Genomic DNA, 21895 nt, shown 5'->3' on the forward strand with positions numbered 1-21895 from the left:
GGCGCGGGGCTGCGGTCTCGCCCGGCGTGTGTCGGGCACGCCGCGGGCGTCAGCGCGGCGCGCCAGTCAGCGCCCGACGGAGGGATCCGAGGAGAGCCAGGTGCGCGGGCTCCTGAGGCTTCAGTCCGGCATCCAGCAGGATGCCGCGGAGCTCGCCCGGATGCTGGAGCTCGGACCAGCCCCACCGGGCGAATCCCCGCAGCACCCGTCGAAGCGAGTCCTCACGGCGCTTCTCATTGAAAGCGAGAAGGCTCGGGTCACCGAATCGACCGTCGTACTTGCTTCGACCATCGGCCTCACCGGCGATCGCCTCGCGGCGCCAGAGAAAGTCCAGTCGGCGCTCGCGGCCATCCGGCGTGGTGAGTACGTGCTGAAGTTCGGGCGAAGCGAAGCCAAGCCAGTCGATTGCGGCTCTGCTCACCGACTCGAGAGGGGTCTCGGCCAGCGGGTTCGCCGCAACGATGGCCCGCTCACCGTGTCGCCGTCCGCGACTGCTCGCGCGCCGCAGGTTCGCCTCGCGGAGCCGCTCGCACGTCAGCGAGCGATCCGAGCGCAGAACCGCGTCCGAAACGGCTATCGCAACGGCAGGATGACGGGCGCGCGCGATGTCGACGGCGGTCTCTTCCGGCGTCGTTACCATGATGCCGTCAACGTGCAGCACATCGCGAAGATCTACTGTGGTGTGCTCGCGAACGCCCGCCTGGGCACGGGAGGTGCCGAGTGGGTCCCTCAGGACGTGGACCTCAGGCGGGTGCCCGAAGACCGGCAGACCGAGAAGCGCCGCGGCGGACTCGTGGCTGAAGACGGCATCCGGCCGTAGGAGCGCAGTAGCGTGGACACGCGTGAGATAGCGGCTCCACGGCGGCAGGTCGTGCCACTCCGCCGCATCGGCGTACACGCCTCGTGCGATGCGCACGAGCGCTCCATTATCGGCCGCCCGGTCGAGTCGGACGAGTGCGGTGGACTGCCGCAGGAGCACGATCGGGCTCACGTTGAGACGCGTGTTCGTTTCGGGGGTGGCCGTCAGCAGCATCCACTCACAATCGACGAGCCCGATGCGGTGCGCTGGCTGGAACTGAATCTTTGTGGGTGGTCGCACTCTCATTGGCGCTGTGCAGGAATCGCCGGCCCCTCGTCCTCCGACCCCTCTCCCCTGGCGACACTGCATCTACGCGCCGAGGGTGCGTACAACCCCTGCCGTTTCGGCGCCGGGACGCAGTCTCGCGGGCGGACGGGGGTGCGTCGTGGCTCCGGCGGAGGCGTCGGCCGGGGGCGCGCCCGCCAACGCCGGCGAAGCGCTCGCGGCATGGCGAAGGGCGCGTCAGGCGGAGGTCGGCGACGGCGTCGGGGTCGGCGACGGCGTTGGACTGACCGGGGGCCCGAAGACGCCCGGCCACAGCGCTGCGGCGAGCGGGTAGCCCACGAAGGCCACGACATCCAGCACGGTGTGTGCGAGAACCAGCGGCATCACCCGGCCCCAGCGCCGGTAGCACCAGCCGAACAGGATGCCCATCGCGATGTTCCCGACGATCGCGCCGAACCCCTGATAGGCGTGATAGGCGCCTCGCAGCGCGGCGGTCGAGAGGATGATCGTCCACCAGCCCCATCCGAGCCGGTGCAGGCGGTCGAAGAGGTACCCGATGAAGATGACCTCCTCGGTGAGCCCCGCCCGCACCGCGGCGAGCAGCAGCAGGGGGATCGTCCACCACGACGGGTCGAGCGGCGAGGCGCGCACCGCCACCGTCAGATCGAGCGCGCGCCCCAGCGCATAGAGCCCGAGGCCCGGGATGCCGATCACCGCCGCGAGCAGCAGGGCACGCAGGATGTCGGAGCCGACGTGCCGGAAATCCAGCCCGATCCGGTGCAGCGCGTTGTTTCCCGGCTCCCACAGGAGGAACACCGCCAGTGCGACCCCCATCAGTCCGAAACCCCACCCGAGCACCTGATAGGTGATGTCCCAGAACGCGGCCGCATCCTGCGGCTGGTTGAGCTGGGTCTCCTGATTCGCCAGCGATCCGCTCTCGACGAGGGTGCGGATGAGGGAGAGTACCGAGTAGACCGCGGATCTGCCGACCGTGAGACCCAGTACCAGCGCGATCTCCCACCAGAGGCGGGTGCGCGAGTAGCCGGATGCCGCGACTTCAGTGGGATTCCGCACATCTGCAGGGGGCTCAGAGGCAGTCATTTTGTCAGAATGTCACACTCCGGTCGCATTGAGTTAAGGCTATGTAACGTTTTCGCGGGATGTTTTGACCAAGAGTTACCCCGCGCTTAGTGTTTCCCTATCCGCGCCCCGCTCCAACCTCGGTTTCGGCGTGTGCGCACCATCCCTTGCACAGGAGGAAACACGTGTCTGACAAGACATGGCGCAAGCGCGCCCTTGTGGTCGCGGCGGGGGTCGGCGTCTCAGCCGTCGTCCTGTCCGGCTGCACCAGCCCCGGAGGCACTGACAGCGAAGAGGCGGCACCGGAAGTCGTCGACACCCAGATCATCCTCGCGGAGACGAACGAGACCACGAGCTTCAACCCCGCGACCCCCCAGAGCAACCTCGACATCAACGGCAAGCTCTGGTACGCGACCCACGAGACGTTCGCCTACATAAACGACGACATGGAGGCCGTTCCGAACGAGTCGTTCGGAACCATGGAGAAGGTCTCTGACGACCCGCTGACCGTGCAGTACACGCTGAGCGACACGGCGAAGTGGTCTGACGGCACTCCGGTCACGACCGATGACCTGCTCCTCGGCTGGGCCTCCGGATCGGGTTACTTCGATGACGCCACCGTCGACGAAGAAGGCACGGTCCTCAGCGGCACCCAGTACTTCACCATCGCGGGTTCGACCAGCGGTCTTTCCGACACCGAGTTCCCCGAGGTCAGCGAAGACAAGAAGTCGCTGACCCTCGTCTACGACACCCCGTACGTGGACTGGAACCTCCAGTGGCTGTTCGACCAGGACGGCAACCCGCTGCCGATGCACATCGTGGCGGAGAAGGCCGGCGTGACGACGGAGGAGTTCATCGAGGCCATGCAGTCGACCCCCCGGGGCGACCCCGCGGCTCCGGTCGAGCCGAACGCGACCATCAAGGCCGTCGCAGACACGTGGAACACCGCCTTCGACGTGACCTCGCTGCCCGACGACGAGACGCTGTACCTCTCGAACGGCCCGTTCATCGTCGACTCGTGGGAGCCCACGCAGTCCATGACCCTCAAGATCAACGAGGCCTACGAAGGCGAGCGCGACCCCGCCTACTCCACGCTGGTCTTCCGGTTCGTGGGTGACTCGCAGGCGCAGGTGACGGCCCTCCAGAACGGCGAGGTCGACATCATCAACCCGCAGGCCGGCGGCGACACGCTGCAGCTGCTGGAGAGCATCGAGGGGATCCAGATCCTCACTGGGCCTCAGCTGTCCTATGACCACGTCGACCTGTCGCACAGGGGTGAGTGGGCAGACCCCGCCGTCCGCGAGGCGTTCATGAAGATCATCCCGCGCCAGCAGATCGTCGACACCGTGGTGAAGCCGATCAACCCCGACGCAGAGGTGCTCAACTCGCAGACCTACGTGACCTCGCAGACCGACCCCTACGAGAAGACGATCCAGACCAACGGATCCGACGCGTACGCAGAGGTCGACGTCGAGGGCGCCAAGGCGCTGCTCGCCGGTCGCACCCCCACGGCGCGAATCCTCTACAACATCAACAACCCGAACCGTGTCGCCGCTTTCGAGGCCATCCAGGCCACGGCGACCGAGGCGGGATTCGTGGTGGAGGACATCGGCCGCGAGGACTGGAGCGCGCAGCTGGAGAGCGACATCTATGATGTGTCGATCTTCGGCTGGATCTCGCCCGGTGTCGGCAACGAGGACATCCCGCAGATCTTCGCCTCCGACGGCGGCTCGAACTTCACGGGCGTCAACGTCCCGGAGATCGATGAGCTGGCAGCGCAGATCCAGACGATGACCGAGGAGGCTGACGTCGAGGAGGCCCGCATCAAGGTCGACCAGCTCCTGTTCGAGGACTACTACGGCCTGCCGATCTTCCAGAGCCCCGGTGTCGAGGCTCACACCGACCGCATCTCGGGTGTGACCTTCATGGCCAACCAGACCGGACCGATCTGGAACTTCTGGGAGTGGACCGCGGAAGACGCCGCAGCTGAGTAGTCAGCGGCTCGTCTGACGCACGTACACAGCGTGGGGCGTCGGGTTACTCACCCGACGCCCCACACATGTGCCCATCACCTTCGCATCGGCGACCGCCGCCCGGCTACTGCCTGGGGCGGCGGACATACGGCTGATACCTTTTGTCCATGAAGGGGCAACCCAGTGCTTAGTTTCGTCCTGCGGCGCATCGGGGTCTCGATCCTCATACTGATCGCCGCGTCGTTCATCATGTACACCCTGGTGGCGCTCGCGAAAGATCCGCTCACGGACCTGTACGCCTCGAACAGCCCGAACAAGGATGCGCTGATCGCGCAGCGCGTCGAGTGGCTGAATCTCGATCAGCCCATCCCGGTCCGGTGGCTCGGCTGGCTCGCCGGTGCGGCCCGATGCGTCATTCCGTTCGGGGGCTGCGACCTCGGCGTGACGATTCAGAATCAGCCGGTCAACATCCTTCTCGGCCGCGCGATGTCCGCTACCCTTCAACTCGTCACGGCGGCGACCATCCTGGCCATCGTCCTCGGCATCACGGTCGGCATCATCTCCGCGCTCCGCCAGTACAGCGCGGTCGACTACAGCTTCACCTTCGCGAGCTTCTTCCTCTACTCGCTGCCCTCCTTCCTGATGGGCGTCCTTCTCAAGGTCTTCGTGGCCCTCGGATTCAACAACTGGTTGCGTGATCCCGTCTTCAGCTGGGCGGTGATCATAGTGTTCTCGCTCATCTCCGGTATCTTCTGGCAAGTCTTGATCGGGGGCCCGAGGCAGCGCCGCCTCGTCGTCTTCGCTGCCTCTGTCCTCGTGACGGGCCTGATGCTGTACGGCATGTCGGTGACGGAGTGGTTCCTGGATCCGTCGCTCGGTCCCGTTCTCGCCCCTCTGCTGATCGCCGCCTTCGGCGCCGCGATGGTGCTGCTCATCGCCGGCGTGAGGGCGCGCTACGCGTGGCGGACGGCGGGTGCCACGGCAGTCGTCGTCATCGTCGCCTACTTCCTCCTGCAGCCCTTCCTGACGTCGTTCGAGCTGTGGGGCGTGATCATCCTGTTCTGTCTCGCCGGCGCAGCGGGTGGAGTCGCGGGCTTCGTCCTCGGCGAGTTCGACAAGGGCCCGGCTATCCGGATCGGCGTGCTCACCGGCGTTCTCGGCATGGGGGTGATCATCGTCGACGAGTACATGCGCAACTGGAACTCCTACATCAACAACCCGCGCATCAACGGCCGCCCCATCCCGACAGTGGGCTCGCAGACCCCGAATCTGCAGGGGGACTTCTGGATCCAGAGCACCGACACGCTGACGCACCTCCTGCTTCCAACGATCAGCCTCATGCTCATCTCCTTCGCGGGCTACACCCGCTACGCTCGCGGCGGCATGCTCGAGACCCTCAACCAGGACTACATCCGCACTGCGCGCGCCAAGGGTCTTCCGGAGCGCACCGTCGTGGTTCGCCACGCGTTCCGCAATTCGCTCATCCCCATCACGACCATCGTCGCGGCAGACGTGGGCGCCCTGATCGGAGGTGCCATCATCACCGAACGCATCTTCGCCTTCAGCGGCATGGGGGCGCTGTTCAACAGCGGACTCAACAACTCGGATCCGAACCCGGTCATGGCGTACTTCGTCGTCATCGCCATCTTCGCGATCACGTTCAACTTCCTCGCAGACCTCGCGTACTCTGCGCTCGACCCGAGAGTGAGGGTCAAGTGATGACCATCCCCATGGGCGCCAACTTCGAGGCCCCCGCCGAGCCGGGTGCCGACCCTACGACCGTCCTGACCTCCGACGAGAAGGGATTGAGCCAGGGGAGGCTGATCCTCAGGCGGTTCCTGCAGCACAAGCCGGCGCTCGTCAGCATCGTGCTGTTCGTGCTGATCGTCGGCTTCGCCATCTCGGCGACGGGCATCTTCGGCATCCCCGGATGGTGGCAGTGGGATTACACCTCGCTGCTTCCCATTCAGGACAACGGGAAGCCGACCCTGACCCTCTGGCCGTTCGCGCTCGGCGACCATCCGTTCGGCCAGAACAACGTGGGCAAGGACTACTTCGCGATGGTCATGCGCGGCCTCGTGAACTCGGCGTACATCATGTTCATCATCGGCGGCATCGCGACCTTCATCGGGGTGGTGGTCGGTGCGATCGCGGGGTACTACCGCGGTTGGGTGGACGCCGTGCTGATGAGGCTCACCGACATCGTCATCGTCATCCCCATCATCGTCATCGGCGCCGTCGTCGGCTCGGCCGTCGGTGGCCTCGGCCCGCTCGTGCTGGCGATCTTCCTCGGCTTCTTCGCGTGGACCGGCATCGCGCGCCTCGTGCGGGCGGAGTTCCTCTCGCTGCGCGAGCGTGAGTTCGTCGAAGCCGCACGAGTCGCCGGAGCATCCGACCTTCGCATCATCTTCAAGCACATCCTTCCGAACGCCATGGGTGTCGTGATCGTCGCGGCGACGCTTCTGATCGCCGCCGCGATCATCCTGGAGACGTCGCTCTCCTTCCTCGGCTACGGCGTCCGCAGCCCGGAGGTATCCCTCGGCCTGCTCATCAGCCAGAACGAAGGGGCGTTCCAGACCCGTCCGTGGCTCTTCTGGTGGCCTGCCGTGTTCATCGTGATTCTGTCGCTGCTCGTCAACTTCGTGGGAGACGGTCTCCGCGACGCGTTCGACCCGCGTCAGAAGCGGGTCCGCTTCAACAAGGTGAAGGACCTTCCCGAGGATGCGGTCGTGGAGACCGGGACGACGGCCGACGTGCCCGAGGGGCTTGTCGTGACCACGCGCGGGGAGGCGCTGAACGACGGGGTCTCCAGCGACGAGCCGGAGGGCCCCACCTCCCGCGGGGAGTTGCGACGATGACGGGCGCTGGGCTTTCGCAGCCCGACTCAGCCGGATGCGGCCAGCGCCCAGACGGTCACCGCGAGCAGCACCGCGGCCGCGATGAGGACCGGGATGTCCCACCGACGGCGGACGTTGAACTCGTCGGCGAGACCGACGGTGATGAGGCCCGCATCGATCCGGCGTCGCCACTCCTCCCTCACGAGCATCGCTGCATCGCCCGAGTCACTGCCCATCAGGTCGCCCGTGCGGGGCATGCTGCCCACTGCCCTGCCTTCGCGGTTGAGGGGACGTCGGCTGATGATCCGGGACGTCATGATGCCGGGGGCCGGCGCCGACCACGCCGAGAAGCGCTGACCGGGCGTCAGAAGCGTCAGGGCGTGTTTGGTGTCGATGTGGATGAGTGCCTCCCACGGGATGTCCACGGTGTGCGTGACGTTGCGCACGTGCACGCCCGCCGCACCGACACCGACTCCCGGTCGCCACAGCGCGGCCCACGACAGGAAAGCGGCCAGCGCCGCCGCCGGGTACACCCATGTCAGGCTGGGCTCGCCGCCCCACGCCGCGAGGGCCGCGACGATCGCCGCCACCGCCCAGACCAGGATCGCCATGATCCGGTTGAAGCGGGAATGCAGCAGTCTGTTCGCGGGATCCACGCACCCATTCTCACCCCCCTTCAGATCAGGAACAGCCGATGAGCCAGCTACGGACCCGCGAATCGTTCGACGGTCACCTCCTCGAGGTCAGTGGACTCTCCGTCGACTTCGCCGTCGACAACTACTGGGTGCCGGCCGCGAAGGATCTCAACTACTTCGTCGACGGGGGCAAGGCGCTCGCGATCGTCGGCGAGTCGGGGTCCGGCAAGAGCGCCAGTTCGATGGCGATGCTCGGCCTGCTGCCCGCGAACGCTCGTATCGGCGGAAGCGTCAAGCTCGCCGGCCGGGAGATCATCGGGCTCAAGAAGGATCAGCTCCGCCGGGTGCGAGGCGGCGAGATCGCCGTCATCTTCCAGGAGCCGATGACCGCCCTCAACCCCGTGTACACCGTCGGGTCACAGATCATCGAGACTCTGCGTATCCACTTCGGCATCACTCCGAGCGCGGCCCGAGCGCGTGCATTGGAGCTGCTCGATCTCGTCGAGCTGCCCGACCCGCTCAAGGCATTCAACTCCTACCCCCACCAGCTCTCGGGCGGACAGCGTCAGCGCGCCATGATCGCGCAGTCGATCTCGTGCGACCCGTGGCTGTTGATCGCCGACGAGCCGACAACGGCTCTGGATGTCACGGTGCAGGCCGAGATCCTCGACCTGATGCGCGACCTTCGGCACCGGCTCGATTCGGCAATCCTGCTGATCACGCACGACATGGGCGTCGTCGCGGACCTCGCTGACGACATCGTTGTGATGCGCAAGGGCCGGATCGTCGAGCGCGGCACCGTCGAGGGAGTATTCGCGAATCCGCAGCATCCCTATACTCGCCAGCTGCTGGCCGCAGTGCCGCGGATCGGGCAGGTCGGCGACGAGGCGATCGACACGACGGCCGCGCTGGCCGGCGACACGACCGAGCTCCGGCTCGCAGAAGTGGCCGCGCGCCAAGACTTCGCTCGCCGGGAAACGCTGACCGACCCGGTCCTCTCGTTCGAGGACGTCGCCATCGACTACCCGAAGCGAGGGCGCGTTCCCGCGTTCCGTGCGGTCGAGCACGCGACCTTCTCGATCTTCCCCGGCGAGGTCACGGGCCTCGTCGGAGAGTCGGGGTCGGGCAAGACCACGGTCGGACGTGCCGCGATCGGCCTGCTGCCCATCGCCGACGGGCGAGCCACGGTCGTCGGCAGCGACATTTCGAAGGCCGACCGCCGGATGCTCCACAGGGTGCACAAGGACGTCGGCATCGTCTTCCAGGATCCGTCGTCATCCCTCAACCCCCGCCTGCCCATCGGCGCGTCCATCGGCGAGCCGATGCTGCTCGCCGGGGAGGCCAAGGGCCGCGACCTCGACAAGCGCGTGCAGGATCTGCTCGACGCCGTCGAACTGCCGCGGTCGTACCGCAACCGCTACCCGCACGAACTCTCGGGCGGCCAGAAGCAGCGGGTCGGCATCGCCCGCGCGCTCTCGCTCGAGCCGAAGCTGCTGATCGCCGACGAGCCGACATCCGCTCTCGATGTGTCTGTGCAGGCGACGGTGCTCGAGCTGATGCGTCGCCTTCAGGCCGACATGGGGTTCGCGTGTCTGTTCATCAGCCACGACCTGGCCGTCGTCGACTCGCTCGCCGACCGGATCATCGTGATGCATCACGGCAAGATCGTCGAGCAGGGTGCGACCGGGCAGATCCTGCGGGCGCCGAAAGAGGCCTACACCCAGCGGCTCATCGCCGCGGTGCCCGTGCCCGATCCCGGCGAACAGCGCGTGCGCCGCGAGGCGCGGGCGTTGCTGCTGGGCGCCGAAACGGGGGAGTAGCACCGGCGCGGTAGAATGGATGGGCCCGACTCCGGGCCCTCCACTTTCTGCAAGGACTTTCTTCATGGCGCGCGCCCTCCGTCCGGACCTCCGAAACGTCGCGATCGTCGCGCACGTCGACCACGGCAAGACGACGCTCGTCGACGCCATGCTCCGCCAGACCAACTCCTTCGGCTCGCACGAGCACATGGAGGAGCGCGCCATGGACTCCAACGACCTCGAGCGCGAAAAGGGCATCACGATCCTCGCCAAGAACACGGCGATCACCTACGAGGGCGCGCACGCCGGCGACAGCCCCGTCACGATCAACGTCATCGACACCCCGGGTCACGCGGACTTCGGCGGAGAGGTCGAACGCGGTCTCTCCATGGTCGACGGCGTCGTCCTGCTCGTCGACGCGAGCGAAGGCCCGCTGCCCCAGACCCGCTTCGTGCTGCGCAAGGCGCTGGAGGCGAAGCTCCCGGTCATCCTGCTGGTGAACAAGACCGATCGACCGGATGCCCGGATCGCCGAGGTCGAAGAGGAGAGCCACGACCTGCTGCTCGGCCTCGCCAGCGACCTCGTCGACGACGTGCCCGACCTCGATGTCGACGCGCTGCTGGATGTGCCGGTCGTGTACGCGAGCGGCCGCGCCGGCATCGCGTCGCGCACCCGGCCCGAGAACGGCACCCTGCCCGAGGGTGAGAACCTCGAGCCGCTGTTCGAGGCGATCCTCGAGCACGTGCCCGCCCCGGCCTACGACGACGACGCACCCCTGCAGGCATGGGTCACGAACCTCGACTCGAGCCCGTTCCTCGGCCGCCTCGCGCTGCTGCGCGTCTTCAACGGCACCCTGAAGAAGGGCCAGACGGTCGCCTGGGTCCGCCACGACGGCACCACCAGCAGCGCACGGATCACCGAATTGCTGAAGACTCGCGCACTCGACCGCTACCCCGCCGAGAGCGCCGGCCCGGGCGACATCGTCGCGATCGCCGGCTTCCCCGACATCACGATCGGCGAGACGATCGCCGATCCCGAGGACGTGCGGCCGCTGCCGCAGATCCACGTCGATGACCCCGCGATCTCGATGACGATCGGCACCAACACTTCGCCGCTGGCCGGCAAGGTCAAGGGCCACAAGCTGACCGCGCGCATGGTGAAGGACCGCCTCGACCGCGAGCTCGTCGGAAACGTCTCGCTCAAGGTCGTCGACATCGGCCGTCCCGACGCGTGGGAGGTGCAGGGCCGCGGTGAGCTGGCCCTCGCCATCCTCGTGGAGAACATGCGCCGCGAGGGCTTCGAACTGACCGTCGGCAAGCCGCAGGTGGTCACGCGTCGTGTCGACGGCGAGCTGCAGGAGCCGTTCGAGCACCTCACGATCGACGCCCCCGAGGAGTATCTCGGGGCCATCACCCAGCTTCTCGCGACCCGTCGCGGCCGCATGGAGGGCATGACGAACCACGGCACCGGCTGGGTGCGCATGGAGTTCGTCGTCCCTTCGCGCGGGCTCATCGGCTTCCGCACCGAGTTCCTCACCACCACGCGCGGCACCGGCATCGCAAACGCCATCTCGCACGGCTACGAGCCCTGGGCCGGCAGCATCGTCACCCGCCAGAACGGCTCCATCGTCGCCGACCGCAGCGGCGTCGTGACGCCGTTCGCGATCATCGCGCTTCAGGAGCGGATGTCGTTCTTCGTGCAGCCGACGCAGGAGGTGTACGAGGGCATGGTCATCGGTGAGAACTCGCGCAACGACGACATGGACGTGAACATCACCAAGGAGAAGAAGCTGACGAACATGCGTCAGTCGACGTCGGACACCTTCGAGTCGATGACCCCTCCTCGTCAGCTCTCGCTCGAGGAGAGCCTCGAGTTCGCCCGCGAGGACGAGTGCGTCGAGGTCACGCCCGAGATCGTCCGCATCCGCAAGGTGAACCTGGATGCCACCGAGCGCGCCCGCGCGACGGCCCGCCTCAAGCGTCAGGACGCGAACGCCTGAAGCCCCGCGCGAGCGGTCCAGAGGTCCCCAGGCGGCCCGCCGGCCGCGTCCCCGGCCCTGGGTAGGCTTCGTCGGGTGACGCACGAGCCCGATGTCGAGGCGCGCCGCGCCCGGCGGCAGGGCGTCGCGGTGGCGCTCGCGACGAGCGCGTACGGCATATCGTTCGGCGCGCTGGCCGTGGCATCCGGACTCGACGTCTGGCAGACGTGCGTCCTCAGCCTCGTGATGTTCACCGGCGGGTCGCAGTTCGCCTTCATCGGCGTGATGGCATCGGGCGGGCTCTCCGCGGCGCCGGCGGCGATCGCGTCTGCGGCGCTTCTCGGCGTGCGCAACGTGGCGTACGGCATGCGGATGTCGCCGGTCATCGGCCCCGGCTGGCCCAAGCGGCTGGCCGCCGCGCACTTCACGATCGACGAGTCGACGGCCGTCTCCCTCGCCCAGACCTCCCCGCGCGCCCGCACCCTGGGGTTCTGGGTCACGGGGGTCGCGATCTACATCGGCTGGAACGCGACGACCCTGGCCGGCGCGCTCCTCGGCGATGTACTGGGGGATCCGCGGGCGTATGGACTGGATGCCGCGGCCGCAGCCGCCTTCCTGGCACTGCTGTGGCCGCGGCTCCGCTCACGCCAGGCGATCGCCGTCGGTGCGGCGGCCGCCGTCGTGGCCGCCTGCCTCACGCCGTGGCTCATGCCCGGCCTGCCCGTGCTGATCGCCGCCCTGGTGGCCGTGGCAGTCGGCTGGTTCAACTGGCTGGGCCGTCCCGCCCCCGAGAACGGCGCCCAGCGCGCGGGGAGAACGCCATGACGATGTGGAACGCGGTGCTGCTCGCCGCCATCGCCTGCGTGCTGCTGAAGATGCTGGGGTACCTGACGCCCCCGCATTGGCTCGACGCTCCACGACCCGCGCGCATCAGCGATCTGCTGACCGTCGCCCTGCTCGGAGCCCTCGTCGCGGTGCAGACGCTGGGCGACGGCATGGCGATCGTCGTTGATGCCCGGGTTCCCGCCGTTCTCGTGGCCGGGGTGCTGCTCTGGTTGCGCGCCTCCTTTCTCGTGGTGGTCCTCTCGGCAGCGCTGGTCGCGGCCCTGCTGCGCCTGCTCGGCTGGGCCGCCTGACCGGCGCGGGTAGACTCGCCGGATGCGCTCCAGGTGGCTCTCGCGAGCGGTTACGTGGCTGCTGGCCTTCCTGGTCGGCGGCGTCTACTCGCTGGCGGGGACGATCGCGCACGCCTACATGCTCGGCTGGTTCCCTCTGGGCCTCGTGCTCGCCGTTCTCGGCAGCGCAGCGCTGCTGATCGCCGTGCGCGCGCTCACCTCCGATCGCTGGGCGACCCTGGCCACCGGCCTCGGCATGATGACGACGCTGGTGGTCATCTCGGGACGCGGTCCTGGCGGCTCCGTGGTCGTGCCTCAGGAGGGTCCAGGAACGATCTGGACGATCGCTCTCGCCCTCTGTGTGACCATCGTGGTGGCGTGGCCCGACACGTCGCGCATCCCCGGCCGCGCGCCGTCGGCACAGCCGCCGACCCCCCTCGGGTCAGACTCTGCTTCTCACGGCGCGACGTAGACTGGTTCGGTGACCTATGTGATCGCCCTGCCCTGCGTCGATGTGAAGGACCGGGCGTGCATCGACGAGTGCCCGGTGGACTGCATCTACGAGGGCGATCGATCGCTGTACATCCACCCGGACGAGTGCGTGGACTGCGGCGCCTGCGAACCGGTCTGCCCCGTCGAGGCGATCTACTACGAGGACGATCTCCCCGAGGAGTGGTCGGACTACTACAAGGCAAACGTCGAGTTCTTCGACGACATCGGGTCCCCGGGCGGTGCCGCCAAGGTCGGCGTCATCCACAAGGACCACCCGGTCATCCACGCCCTCCCCCCGCAGGCGCCGTAGCGCCGTGGGCGTCAGCGGTCTGGCCGACTACCCCTGGGACGCGGTCGCACCGTACGCCGCCCGCGCTCGCGCGCATCCGGATGGGATCATCGACCTGTCGATCGGATCGCCCGTCGATCCCACACCGGGCATCATCCGCGACGCACTCCGCGATGCGACCGACGCGCATTCCTACCCTCAGACGACGGGGACGCCGGCGCTGAGGGCCGCGATCGCCGACTGGTTCGGCCGTCGGAGGGGCGTCCCGGGGCTGGGCCCCGAGCACGTGCTGCCGACCATCGGCTCCAAGGAGCTGGTCGCGCTGCTGCCGACGCTGCTCGACCTCGGTCCCGGCGACGTCGTGGTCCACCCGCGCGCCGCGTACCCGACCTACGAGGTAGGCGCGCGCATCGCCGGTGCCACCCCGTTCGCGAGCGACGATCCGCGGGAGTGGCCGGCCGAGACGAAGCTGGTGTGGCTGAACTCGCCGGGCAACCCCGACGGGCGGGTATGGGATGCCCAAGCCCTGCGAGACGCGCTGGCCGGAGCGCGCGCGAGGGGGGCCGTGCTCGCTGGCGACGAGTGCTACGCCGAACTGGGCTGGGACGCGCCGTGGGATACGCAGCCGATCCCGTCCGTGCTCGACCCCGGGGTCACGAGCGGCGACGTCACGGGGGTGCTCTCGGTGTACTCGCTGAGCAAGCAGTCCAACCTGGCGGGCTACCGAGCGGCGTTCCTCGCCGGCGACCCGGTGCTGGTGAACCGGCTGCTGACGGCCCGCAAGCACATGGGCCTGATGCTCCCGGCGCCGGTCCAGGCAGCCATGACGGTCGCGCTCTCGGACGACGTGCACGTCGAGGCGCAGAAGCAGCGGTACAGGGCACGGCGCGACATGCTGCGACCCGCGGTCGAGGCGGCGGGCTTCCGCATCGACCGCAGCGAGGCCGGTCTCTACCTGTGGGCGACGGAGGACCGCGACGCGTGGGAGAGCATGGAGCGCCTGGCGGCCCTCGGCATTCTCGCCGGACCGGGCCACTTCTACGGACCCTTCCACCCGCATCACGTGCGACTCTCGCTCACCGCGACCGACGAGCGCATCTCCGCAGCGGCCGCCCGGCTCACCGCGGCGCAGCCGGCCTGGTAGCGGATTCCTCCACCCGAACGGCCCGTTGTTTGGCGGTGTCAACTGAGGCTTCGGGGGGCTACTAGGCTGTAACGGCGGCCCACGAGCCGAGCGAGACCCATCACGACCAGAAATCGCGAGGAGGCGCCGTGAGCGACGCGGGAACGCCCATTTCGGACCAGACGGCTACTCTGCATGTGGACGGCAGAACGGCCGAGTTCCCCGTCCACCGCGGCACGAACGGTGCGGCGAGCATCGACATCGCTTCGTTCACGCGGCAGACGGGCCTCACCACCCTGGACTACGGATTCGTGAACACGGCGGCCACCAAGTCCTCGATCACCTACATCGACGGCGACAGGGGAATCCTGCGCTACCGCGGCTACCCGATCGAGCAGCTGGCCCAGAACAGCACCTACCTCGAGGTCGCGTGGCTGCTGATCTACGGCGAGCTTCCGACGGCAGACGAGCTGGCGGCATTCGATGACCGCATCCGTCACCACACCCTGCTGCACGAGGACCTCAAGCGCTTCTTCTCCGCCCTGCCGCACACCGCGCACCCGATGTCGGTGCTCTCGTCCGCGGTCTCCGCGCTCTCGACCTACTACGAGCGCGAGTCCGACCCGGCCAACCCCGAGCACATCGAGCTGAACACCATCCGCATGCTCGCGAAGCTCCCGGTGATCGCGGCCTACGCCCACAAGAAGAGCATCGGTCAGGCCTTCCTCTACCCCGACAACTCGCTGAGCTTCGTCGACAACTTCCTGAAGCTCAACTTCGGGGTGCTCGCCGAGCTGTACGACGTCAACCCCGTCATGTCGCGGGCGCTCGAGCGCCTGCTGATCCTGCATGAGGACCACGAGCAGAACGCGTCGACCTCGACCGTTCGGCTCGTCGGCTCGACCGGCGCCAACCAGTTCTCCTCGATCTCTGCGGGGATCAACGCGCTGTACGGACCCCTGCACGGCGGGGCCAACGAGGCCGTGCTCGACATGCTGGGTCGCATCCAGGCATCCGGTGAGGGAGTCCGCCGCTTCGTTGAGCGGGTCAAGAACAAAGAAGACGGTGTCAAGCTCATGGGCTTCGGGCACCGCGTCTACAAGAACTACGACCCGCGCGCCAAGCTCGTGAAGGAATCCGCCGACGAAGTGCTGCGCGAACTGGGGGTGCACGACCCGCTGCTGGATCTCGCGAAGGAGCTCGAGGAGATCGCGCTCGAGGACGACTACTTCAAGGAGCGCCGCCTCTATCCGAACGTCGACTTCTACACGGGTGTGATCTACAAGGCGATGGGATTCCCCACGCGCATGTTCACCGTGCTCTTCGCCATCGGCCGTCTCCCTGGCTGGCTGGCGCACTGGCGCGAGATGCAGGTCGACCCGCAGACGAAGATCGGTCGCCCGCAGCAGCTGTACGTCGGTGCGCCCGAGCGCCAGTACCCGGGCGCCCGCTGAGGCCATGCCCCGGCTCCTGGTTCGGCCGCCGTCGCCCCTTCTCGCCGACGGAGAGCTGACGCACCTGGATCGCTCGCCCGTGGATGCGGAGCTCGCGACCCGGCAGTGGCAGACGTACGTGGATGCCTATCGCCGACGCGGCTGGACGATCGTCGAGGCGCCGGCCGCCGACGAGCACGCGGACGGCGTCTTCGTCGAAGACGCAGTTGTGATCTTCGACCAACTCGCCGTGCTCACGAGGCCCGGCGCCGCGTCGAGACGCGGAGAGGTGCAGTCGGTGCGCCCGCTGGTCGAGCAGCTCGGTCTCGAGATCGCGTCGATCGAGGAACCGGGAACGCTCGAGGGCGGCGACGTTCTGAAGGTCGGCCGCGTCGCCTACGTCGGCGCGAGCTCCCGGACGAACGCCGACGGGATACTGCAGCTGCGGGCGCTCGTGGAGCCCCGGGGGTGGACCGTGCGAGAGGTGCCTGTGACCAAGGTGCTGCACCTCAAATCAGCGGTCACGGCGCTGCCGGACCGCACGATCATCGGCTATGAACCCCTGGTCGATGACCCGTCGCTCTTCGATGCCTTCCTGCCCGTCCCGGAGGAGCACGGCACCGCGGTCGTCGTGCTCGATGAGCGCACCGTGCTGATGTCCGCCGACGCTCCGGCAACGGCCGAGGTGTTCGCCGCCCGCGGCCTCCAGGTGCAGACCGCGCCGGTGACGGAGTTCGAGAAGCTCGAGGGCTGCGTCACGTGCCTGTCGGTGCGGGTCCGCTGAGGCGCGACACGCCCCGGTGCCCCGCGCAGCGACTCACCCGGCCTTCTTGCGCTCCTTCTTGGCGATCTGAGCCGCGTCCTTCTCCTTGTCGCGCTTGCTCTTCTTGCCCTTGACGCGCTCCTCCTCGCTGCGGCGCTCCAGCTCGGCGGAGTAGTCGGGAACCTGCGAGTTCTCATCCTGCGGCGGGCGCTCGTACCCACCCGAGGGCGGGCGGGGCGGGATGACGATCTCCTCGCGCTCGACGAGCTCGTAGGGGATCTGCGACAGCAGGTGCGCGATCGCGTTGATGCGACTGCGGCGCTTGTCGTCGGAGTCGACCTCCCACCACGGCGCCTCCGGGATGTTCGTGTGCACGAACATCGTGTCCTTCGCGCGGGAGTAGTCCTCCCACTTCGTGATGGAGAGCACGTCGTTCTGGCTCAGCTTCCATCGCCTCATGGGATCGGCCAGCCGCGAATGGAAGCGCTCCTCCTGCACCTCGTCAGAGACGCTGAACCAGTACTTCAGCAGGATGATGCCGTCCTCGACGAGCAGGCGCTCGAAGATCGGGGTCTGGTGAAGGAAGCGGTGGTACTCGTCGCTCGTGCAGTAGCCCATCACCTGCTCGACGCCGGCGCGGTTGTACCAGGATCGGTCCATCAGCACGATCTCGCCGGCTGCGGGAAGGTGTGGCACGTACCGCTGGAAGTACCACCGGGTCTTGTCACGGTCGCCGGGGGCAGGCAGGGCGACGATCTTGCTGACCCGAGGGTTGAGGTACTCGGTGACGCGTTTGATGGTGGAGCCCTTGCCCGCGGCATCCCGTCCCTCGAAGATCACCACGATGCGGGCGCCGCTCGCCTGCACCCAGGCCTGCATGTCGACCAGCTTGGCCTGCAGCACCATCAGTTCGGACTCGTACAGCTTCTTGGACATTCGGTTGGCCATGGGGCTCCTTCGCCGTCTGTGCGACTCTACGCGTGCAGCACTTCGTTGAGGGTGACCCCCGCGCCGGTGCGCGGGACCGCTTCGACGGCGCCGGTGAGCGAGTTGCGGCGGAACAGGATGCCGGGGACGCCGGACAGCTCCGCGGCCTTGACGCTTTGCAACGTGCCGTCCGCTCGGCGCGAACGATCCGGCAGCACGACCTTCGTCCCCGCGGTCACGTAGAGGCCGGCCTCGACGACCGAGTCATCGCCGATGGAGATGCCGACCCCGGCGTTCGCGCCGAGCAGAGCACGGGCGCCGATCGAGACACGATGCTCGCCGCCGCCGGACAGGGTTCCCATGATGGAGGCTCCGCCGCCGATGTCGCTGCCGTCCCCGACGACGACCCCCTGGGAGATGCGTCCCTCCACCATGCTGACGCCCAGTGTGCCGGCGTTGAAGTTCACGAAGCCCTCGTGCATCACCGTCGTGCCAGGCGAGAGGTACGCGCCGAGGCGCACGCGCGAGGCGTCCGCGATCCGGACGCCGACCGGGGTGACGTAGTCGAGCAGGCGCGGGAACTTGTCCAGGCCCTGCACCTGGATGCCGTCGCGCAGCAGCAGGGGGCGGAGGCGGGTGAAGTCGTCCGGATGCATCGGCCCGGCGTTCGTCCACGCCACGATCGGCAGGTGCGTGAAGATGCCATCGAGATTCACCTCGTTCGGGCGCACGAGCAGGTGCGACAGGGCGTGCAGACGCAGATAGGCATCCGGCGTGGACGCCGGAGCGGCATCCAGATCGATCTCGATGGTCACGTCATCGACCGTGACCGCCCGACGCGGGTCGGCGACCGCGAGCCGATCGACGCCCTCGCCGACGATCTGAGGATCCCGGCCCTGCGGGATGCGGCCGGTGCGCGGTGCGGGGAACCACGTGTCGAGGATGGTGCCGTCTGCGGAGATCGTGGCGAGGCCGTCGCCCCACACCTGCCGGGATTCGCTCATCCCTCAACGCTAGCGGCTGGCGTCCGGGCCGATGAGGGGGTGGACATCCGCTGGATAGACTCGGTGGATGCCCGAGCTCGATCTGACCGCGTCATCCCTCGATCTCACCCGAACGATTTGCGACATCCCGAGCGTGTCGGGCGACGAGGCCGGACTGGCCGACGCCATCGACGCCGCCATCGGCTCGCTCGGCCACCTCGAGGTGTACCGCGACGGCGATACGATCGTCGCCCGGACGGGCCTCGGGCGGGCGCAGCGTGTGGTGATCGCCGGTCACATCGACACGGTGCCCATCAACCAGAACCTGCCCACCCGCGACATCCACAACGACGGCGAGCCGTACCTCTGGGGCCGCGGGACGGTCGACATGAAGGCCGGTGTCGCGGTGCAGCTCAAGCTCGCGGCCGAGCTGGCCGAACCCCGGGTCGACATCACGTGGATGTGGTACGACCACGAAGAGGTCGACGCCGACCTGAACGGGCTGACGAGGCTGGCCCGCACGCGGCCCGACCTGTTCGCCGGCGACTTCGCCATTCTCGGTGAGCCCTCCAACGGCACCGTCGAGGGAGGGTGCAATGGCAACCTGCGGGCGATCGTGCGCACGCACGGCGTTCGCGCCCACAGCGCACGGGCGTGGATCGGCGAGAACGCCATCCATGCCGCTGCACCGGCGCTCGGGCGCCTGGCCGCCTACCGGCCGCGCGATATCGCCGTCGACGGTCTGGTCTACCGCGAGGGGATGAACGCCGTCCGGATCAGCGGGGGAGTAGCGGGCAACGTGATCCCTGACCTCTGCGAGATCGAGGTCAACTACCGCTTCGCCCCCAGCCGCACCGCGGAGGAGGCGGCGGATCACGTTCGCAACGTGTTCGAGGGCTTCGATGTCGACGTGGTCGACCTGGCGCCCGGAGCGCGACCCGGTCTCGACGCCCCCATCGCGCAGGAGTTCTTGGCGGCCGTCGGCGGCGAACCGCAGCCCAAGTATGGGTGGACCGACGTGGCGCGCTTCTCCGCCATGGGCGTGCCGGCCGTCAATTACGGCCCCGGTGACCCGCATCTCGCGCACCACGACGAGGAGCGTGTGCCCGTGGCACAGATCGACGCCGTGGAGCAGGGCCTGCGGGCGTGGCTGAACGGCGGCTGACGCTGAAGGCACCGGCTGATCGACGCTGGGCCGGGCTGCCGGCCGCGCTGCGGATCGGCATCCTCTACGTCGCAGCCCGGTTCGTCACCACCGGATTCCTGCTCCTCGCCGCCCACCTGGCCGGACCGGGCTCACGCTTCGGCGAGGATGCGACCCTTTCGCATTTCATCCTCGGCTGGGATGCGCAGTGGTACTGGCTCGTGGCGCTTGAAGGCTATCCGAGCCAACTGCCCCTCACCGACACAGGACAGGTGGCCGAAAACCAGTGGGCCTTCATGCCCGTGTTCGCATATCTCGCGCAGCTGCTGGGCGGCCCGCTGCGGGCCGCCGGCATCGGCGGGTCGTTGGGCCCATGGGGAATCGGTGCCTTGACGATCTCGCTGGTCGCGGGCTACCTTGCCTGCCTCGTGCTGTACCGGGTGCTCCGCGACCGTCAGGATGCGGCGACGGCCACCTGGGCTGCCCTGTTCTTCGCCGCCGGCCCCCTTTCCGTGCTGTTCCAGGTCGGGTACGCCGAGTCGCTGTTCCTGCTCTGGCTGATGCTCTCGCTGTGGTGCGTGCAGCGTCGCCGCTACGGATGGCTGTACCTTCTGATCCCCCTCATGGGATACACCCGGCCGGGCGTGCTCGCGTTCGCCCTGTTCCTCGGGATCTACGGCGTGTGGCGATGGTTCTCGCGGCGCCGGGAACCACTGGGTGCGGGCGAGGTTCTGCACATCCTCGCACTCGGCGCACTCGCAGTGCTGGTCGGCTTCTCCTGGCAGGTGCTCGCCGGATGGGTGACCGGGGACTCCGGCGCCTACCTCGCGACGGAGCTCGCCTGGCGACGAAGCTGGATCCGCGACTCGACCGGCGTCTTCGTTCCGTTCGACGGCTGGATCCAGGGCGCCGCGTTCTGGTCCGGGGTGTGGGGGCTGGGCGCCGGAACCGGCTACGTCGTGCTGGCGCTGCTCGGCATCGGGCTCGCGGGGTTGCTGCTGTTCGAGCCGCACGTCAAGTCCCTCGGGGTGGAGGTTCGGCTCTGGGCGGCGAGCTACCTGCTGTATCTGCTCGCCGTGTTCTTTCCGCAGTCCAGCTTGTTCCGGCTGCTGCTGCCGCTCTCGCCGCTGTGGGGAGCGGTCGCCGCACCCCGCTCGACGGTCTACCGCGTCTCGGTGCTGGCACTCTGCCTGATCGGACAGTGGTGGTGGATCTACAACATGTACGCACTGGGCAATACGTACTGGCAGATCCCGTGACTCGATGCATCCACCGGTGAATCGGAGAGGCCGTGGAGGGGGATAAACTTGAGGTGCAGACCAGCGACGAAAGGGAGCCACGATGGCAGCCATGAAGCCGAGAACCGGAGACGGGCCAATGGAGGCCGTGAAGGAGGGTCGACTCATCATCGTGCGCGTGCCGCTCGAAGGTGGGGGGCGTCTCGTCGTCTCCGTCAACGACGCGGAGGCCAAGGAACTCTATGGCGTGCTCGGTGGGGTAGTCAACGCCGCGTAGCACCGCACGTCACGCGAAAGGCCGGGTCGGATGATCCGGCCTTTCGCGTCGGTGCCGGCGTGCCTGCTCAGGCGGGGCCGGCGATCGTGGTGAGTTGGAGAAGACCTTCGCCGATGGTGGAGAGTGCTCCGATCACGGCGGGCGAGGCCTGGGTCTCCTGAATGAGCGACCGGTAGGCCTTCGTGGCCTCGTCGCGCTGCACCGGATCGGCGACCTTTCCCCCGTTGAGCACTCGCGGGATCAGTACCGTGCCGCCGAGGCGCACCAGCCTCAGCCCGTGCTCGACGTACTCGATGACCTTCTCCGGGTCGGCGTCCACCAGCACCACGTCGTACGACGCCTCGTTCATCCGGGGCAGCACGTCACTGGCCCGCCCGGTGATGAAGCGGGCGCGGGCGGCGGGGATCTTCGCCTCGGCGAAGGACTGACGCGCAACGCCGAGATGCTCGGGTTCGCTGTCGATGGTGGTGAGCGTCGCGCGCGGCGAGCCGTGCAGCAGCCACAGTCCTGAGACGCCCGCTCCCGTGCCGATCTCGACGATGTTGAGGGCTCGGGATGCCGCCGCGATCACCGCGGCCTGCGCGCCGACGCCCGGGCTGATCGGCGCCGCGCCGATCTCGAGGGCGTGCGTGCGGGCCCGGGCGATGTGCTCGGGTTCGATGATGGCGTCCCGCGCATATCTGGCGTTCGCGTCGTGCTCGCTCATGGGTCCTCCTCCGGCCAGG

The 21895-nt window shown here is 68.1% G+C and carries 21 protein-coding genes; 15 read left to right on the top strand and 6 right to left on the bottom strand.

The features are described 5' to 3' along the window. Positions 1 to 49: 49 nt before the first annotated feature. Complete coding sequence (locus ACLQ2Q_RS09275) at positions 50 to 1033, bottom strand: type IV toxin-antitoxin system AbiEi family antitoxin domain-containing protein (RefSeq protein WP_425820156.1); 984 nt, start codon at positions 1031 to 1033, stop codon at positions 50 to 52. Positions 1034 to 1321: 288 nt separating this feature from the next. Further along, entirely contained in the window at positions 1322 to 2185 is an 864-nt protein-coding gene (locus ACLQ2Q_RS09280; RefSeq protein ID WP_425820157.1) for a CPBP family intramembrane glutamic endopeptidase, read from the bottom strand. Between the two features lie 164 nt (positions 2186 to 2349). Here ACLQ2Q_RS09280 and ACLQ2Q_RS09285 point away from each other — a divergent pair, with 164 nt between their 5' ends. The 3 genes from ACLQ2Q_RS09285 (at position 2350) to ACLQ2Q_RS09295 (ending at position 6995) form a co-directional block, all read left to right on the top strand. After that, positions 2350 to 4158, top strand: a complete 1809-nt coding sequence (locus ACLQ2Q_RS09285; protein WP_425820158.1) for an ABC transporter family substrate-binding protein — start codon at positions 2350 to 2352, stop codon at positions 4156 to 4158. Between the two features lie 162 nt (positions 4159 to 4320). Next, positions 4321 to 5856, top strand: a complete 1536-nt coding sequence (locus ACLQ2Q_RS09290; RefSeq protein ID WP_425820159.1) for an ABC transporter permease — start codon at positions 4321 to 4323, stop codon at positions 5854 to 5856. Continuing rightward, positions 5856 to 6995, top strand: coding sequence for an ABC transporter permease (locus tag ACLQ2Q_RS09295; protein WP_425820160.1), 1140 nt, complete (start codon positions 5856 to 5858; stop codon positions 6993 to 6995). The genes ACLQ2Q_RS09290 and ACLQ2Q_RS09295 overlap by 1 nt, the downstream gene beginning before the upstream one ends. Positions 6996 to 7021: 26 nt before the next feature. Here ACLQ2Q_RS09295 and ACLQ2Q_RS09300 read toward each other — a convergent pair whose 3' ends face one another. After that, positions 7022 to 7630 carry a PH domain-containing protein gene (locus tag ACLQ2Q_RS09300; RefSeq protein ID WP_425820161.1) on the bottom strand — a complete coding sequence of 203 codons (609 nt, stop codon included), beginning with the start codon at positions 7628 to 7630 and terminating at the stop codon, positions 7022 to 7024. 38 nt (positions 7631 to 7668) lie between these two features. On the opposite strand from ACLQ2Q_RS09300, the gene ACLQ2Q_RS09305 reads away from it, so the two are divergent. From ACLQ2Q_RS09305 to ddaH, 9 genes are all read left to right on the top strand, one after another. Beyond that, the gene (locus ACLQ2Q_RS09305) at positions 7669 to 9429 is read left to right on the top strand and encodes an ABC transporter ATP-binding protein (protein ID WP_425820162.1); all 1761 of its coding nucleotides are present in this window, start codon (positions 7669 to 7671) and stop codon (positions 9427 to 9429) included. Between the two features lie 64 nt (positions 9430 to 9493). Further along, positions 9494 to 11407, top strand: coding sequence for a translational GTPase TypA (gene typA / locus ACLQ2Q_RS09310; RefSeq protein WP_425820163.1), 1914 nt, complete (start codon positions 9494 to 9496; stop codon positions 11405 to 11407). Between the two features lie 75 nt (positions 11408 to 11482). Continuing rightward, entirely contained in the window at positions 11483 to 12211 is a 729-nt protein-coding gene (locus tag ACLQ2Q_RS09315; RefSeq protein WP_425820164.1) for an AzlC family ABC transporter permease, read from the top strand. Continuing rightward, positions 12208 to 12522, top strand: a complete 315-nt coding sequence (locus tag ACLQ2Q_RS09320; RefSeq protein ID WP_425820165.1) for an AzlD domain-containing protein — start codon at positions 12208 to 12210, stop codon at positions 12520 to 12522. The genes ACLQ2Q_RS09315 and ACLQ2Q_RS09320 overlap by 4 nt, the downstream gene beginning before the upstream one ends. A gap of 22 nt (positions 12523 to 12544) precedes the next feature. Beyond that, a complete protein-coding gene (locus ACLQ2Q_RS09325) occupies positions 12545 to 12973 on the top strand; it encodes a DUF6113 family protein (protein WP_425820166.1) in 429 nt (142 codons plus the stop codon). Positions 12974 to 12982: 9 nt separating this feature from the next. Continuing rightward, the gene (gene fdxA, locus ACLQ2Q_RS09330; protein ID WP_425820167.1) at positions 12983 to 13303 is read left to right on the top strand and encodes a ferredoxin; all 321 of its coding nucleotides are present in this window, start codon (positions 12983 to 12985) and stop codon (positions 13301 to 13303) included. Positions 13304 to 13307: 4 nt separating this feature from the next. Continuing rightward, entirely contained in the window at positions 13308 to 14426 is a 1119-nt protein-coding gene (gene dapC, locus ACLQ2Q_RS09335) for a succinyldiaminopimelate transaminase (RefSeq protein WP_425820168.1), read from the top strand. Positions 14427 to 14554: 128 nt separating this feature from the next. After that, positions 14555 to 15859, top strand: a complete 1305-nt coding sequence (locus ACLQ2Q_RS09340) for a citrate synthase (protein ID WP_425820169.1) — start codon at positions 14555 to 14557, stop codon at positions 15857 to 15859. Positions 15860 to 15863: 4 nt separating this feature from the next. After that, positions 15864 to 16622 carry a dimethylargininase gene (gene ddaH / locus ACLQ2Q_RS09345; protein ID WP_425820170.1) on the top strand — a complete coding sequence of 253 codons (759 nt, stop codon included), beginning with the start codon at positions 15864 to 15866 and terminating at the stop codon, positions 16620 to 16622. Between the two features lie 33 nt (positions 16623 to 16655). Here ddaH and ppk2 read toward each other — a convergent pair whose 3' ends face one another. Both ppk2 and dapD read right to left on the bottom strand, forming a co-directional pair. Then, positions 16656 to 17549, bottom strand: a complete 894-nt coding sequence (gene ppk2 / locus ACLQ2Q_RS09350; RefSeq protein WP_425820171.1) for a polyphosphate kinase 2 — start codon at positions 17547 to 17549, stop codon at positions 16656 to 16658. 26 nt (positions 17550 to 17575) lie between these two features. Next, positions 17576 to 18532, bottom strand: coding sequence for a 2,3,4,5-tetrahydropyridine-2,6-dicarboxylate N-succinyltransferase (dapD, locus tag ACLQ2Q_RS09355; protein WP_425820172.1), 957 nt, complete (start codon positions 18530 to 18532; stop codon positions 17576 to 17578). Between the two features lie 67 nt (positions 18533 to 18599). On the opposite strand from dapD, the gene dapE reads away from it, so the two are divergent. From dapE to ACLQ2Q_RS09370, 3 genes are all read left to right on the top strand, one after another. Next, a complete protein-coding gene (gene dapE, locus ACLQ2Q_RS09360; protein WP_425820173.1) occupies positions 18600 to 19676 on the top strand; it encodes a succinyl-diaminopimelate desuccinylase in 1077 nt (358 codons plus the stop codon). Further along, entirely contained in the window at positions 19658 to 20914 is a 1257-nt protein-coding gene (locus ACLQ2Q_RS09365; RefSeq protein ID WP_425820174.1) for a mannosyltransferase family protein, read from the top strand. The genes dapE and ACLQ2Q_RS09365 overlap by 19 nt, the downstream gene beginning before the upstream one ends. Positions 20915 to 20996: 82 nt before the next feature. Next, positions 20997 to 21170 carry a DUF3117 domain-containing protein gene (locus ACLQ2Q_RS09370; protein WP_325485000.1) on the top strand — a complete coding sequence of 58 codons (174 nt, stop codon included), beginning with the start codon at positions 20997 to 20999 and terminating at the stop codon, positions 21168 to 21170. Between the two features lie 67 nt (positions 21171 to 21237). Here ACLQ2Q_RS09370 and ACLQ2Q_RS09375 read toward each other — a convergent pair whose 3' ends face one another. After that, positions 21238 to 21876: an O-methyltransferase gene (locus ACLQ2Q_RS09375; protein ID WP_425820175.1), complete on the bottom strand. Its 639-nt coding sequence runs from the start codon at positions 21874 to 21876 to the stop codon at positions 21238 to 21240. Between the last annotated feature and the right edge of the window lie 19 nt (positions 21877 to 21895).

The sequence above is a fragment of the Microbacterium sp. DT81.1 genome, assembly GCF_049844955.1.
Classification (GTDB): domain Bacteria; phylum Actinomycetota; class Actinomycetes; order Actinomycetales; family Microbacteriaceae; genus Microbacterium.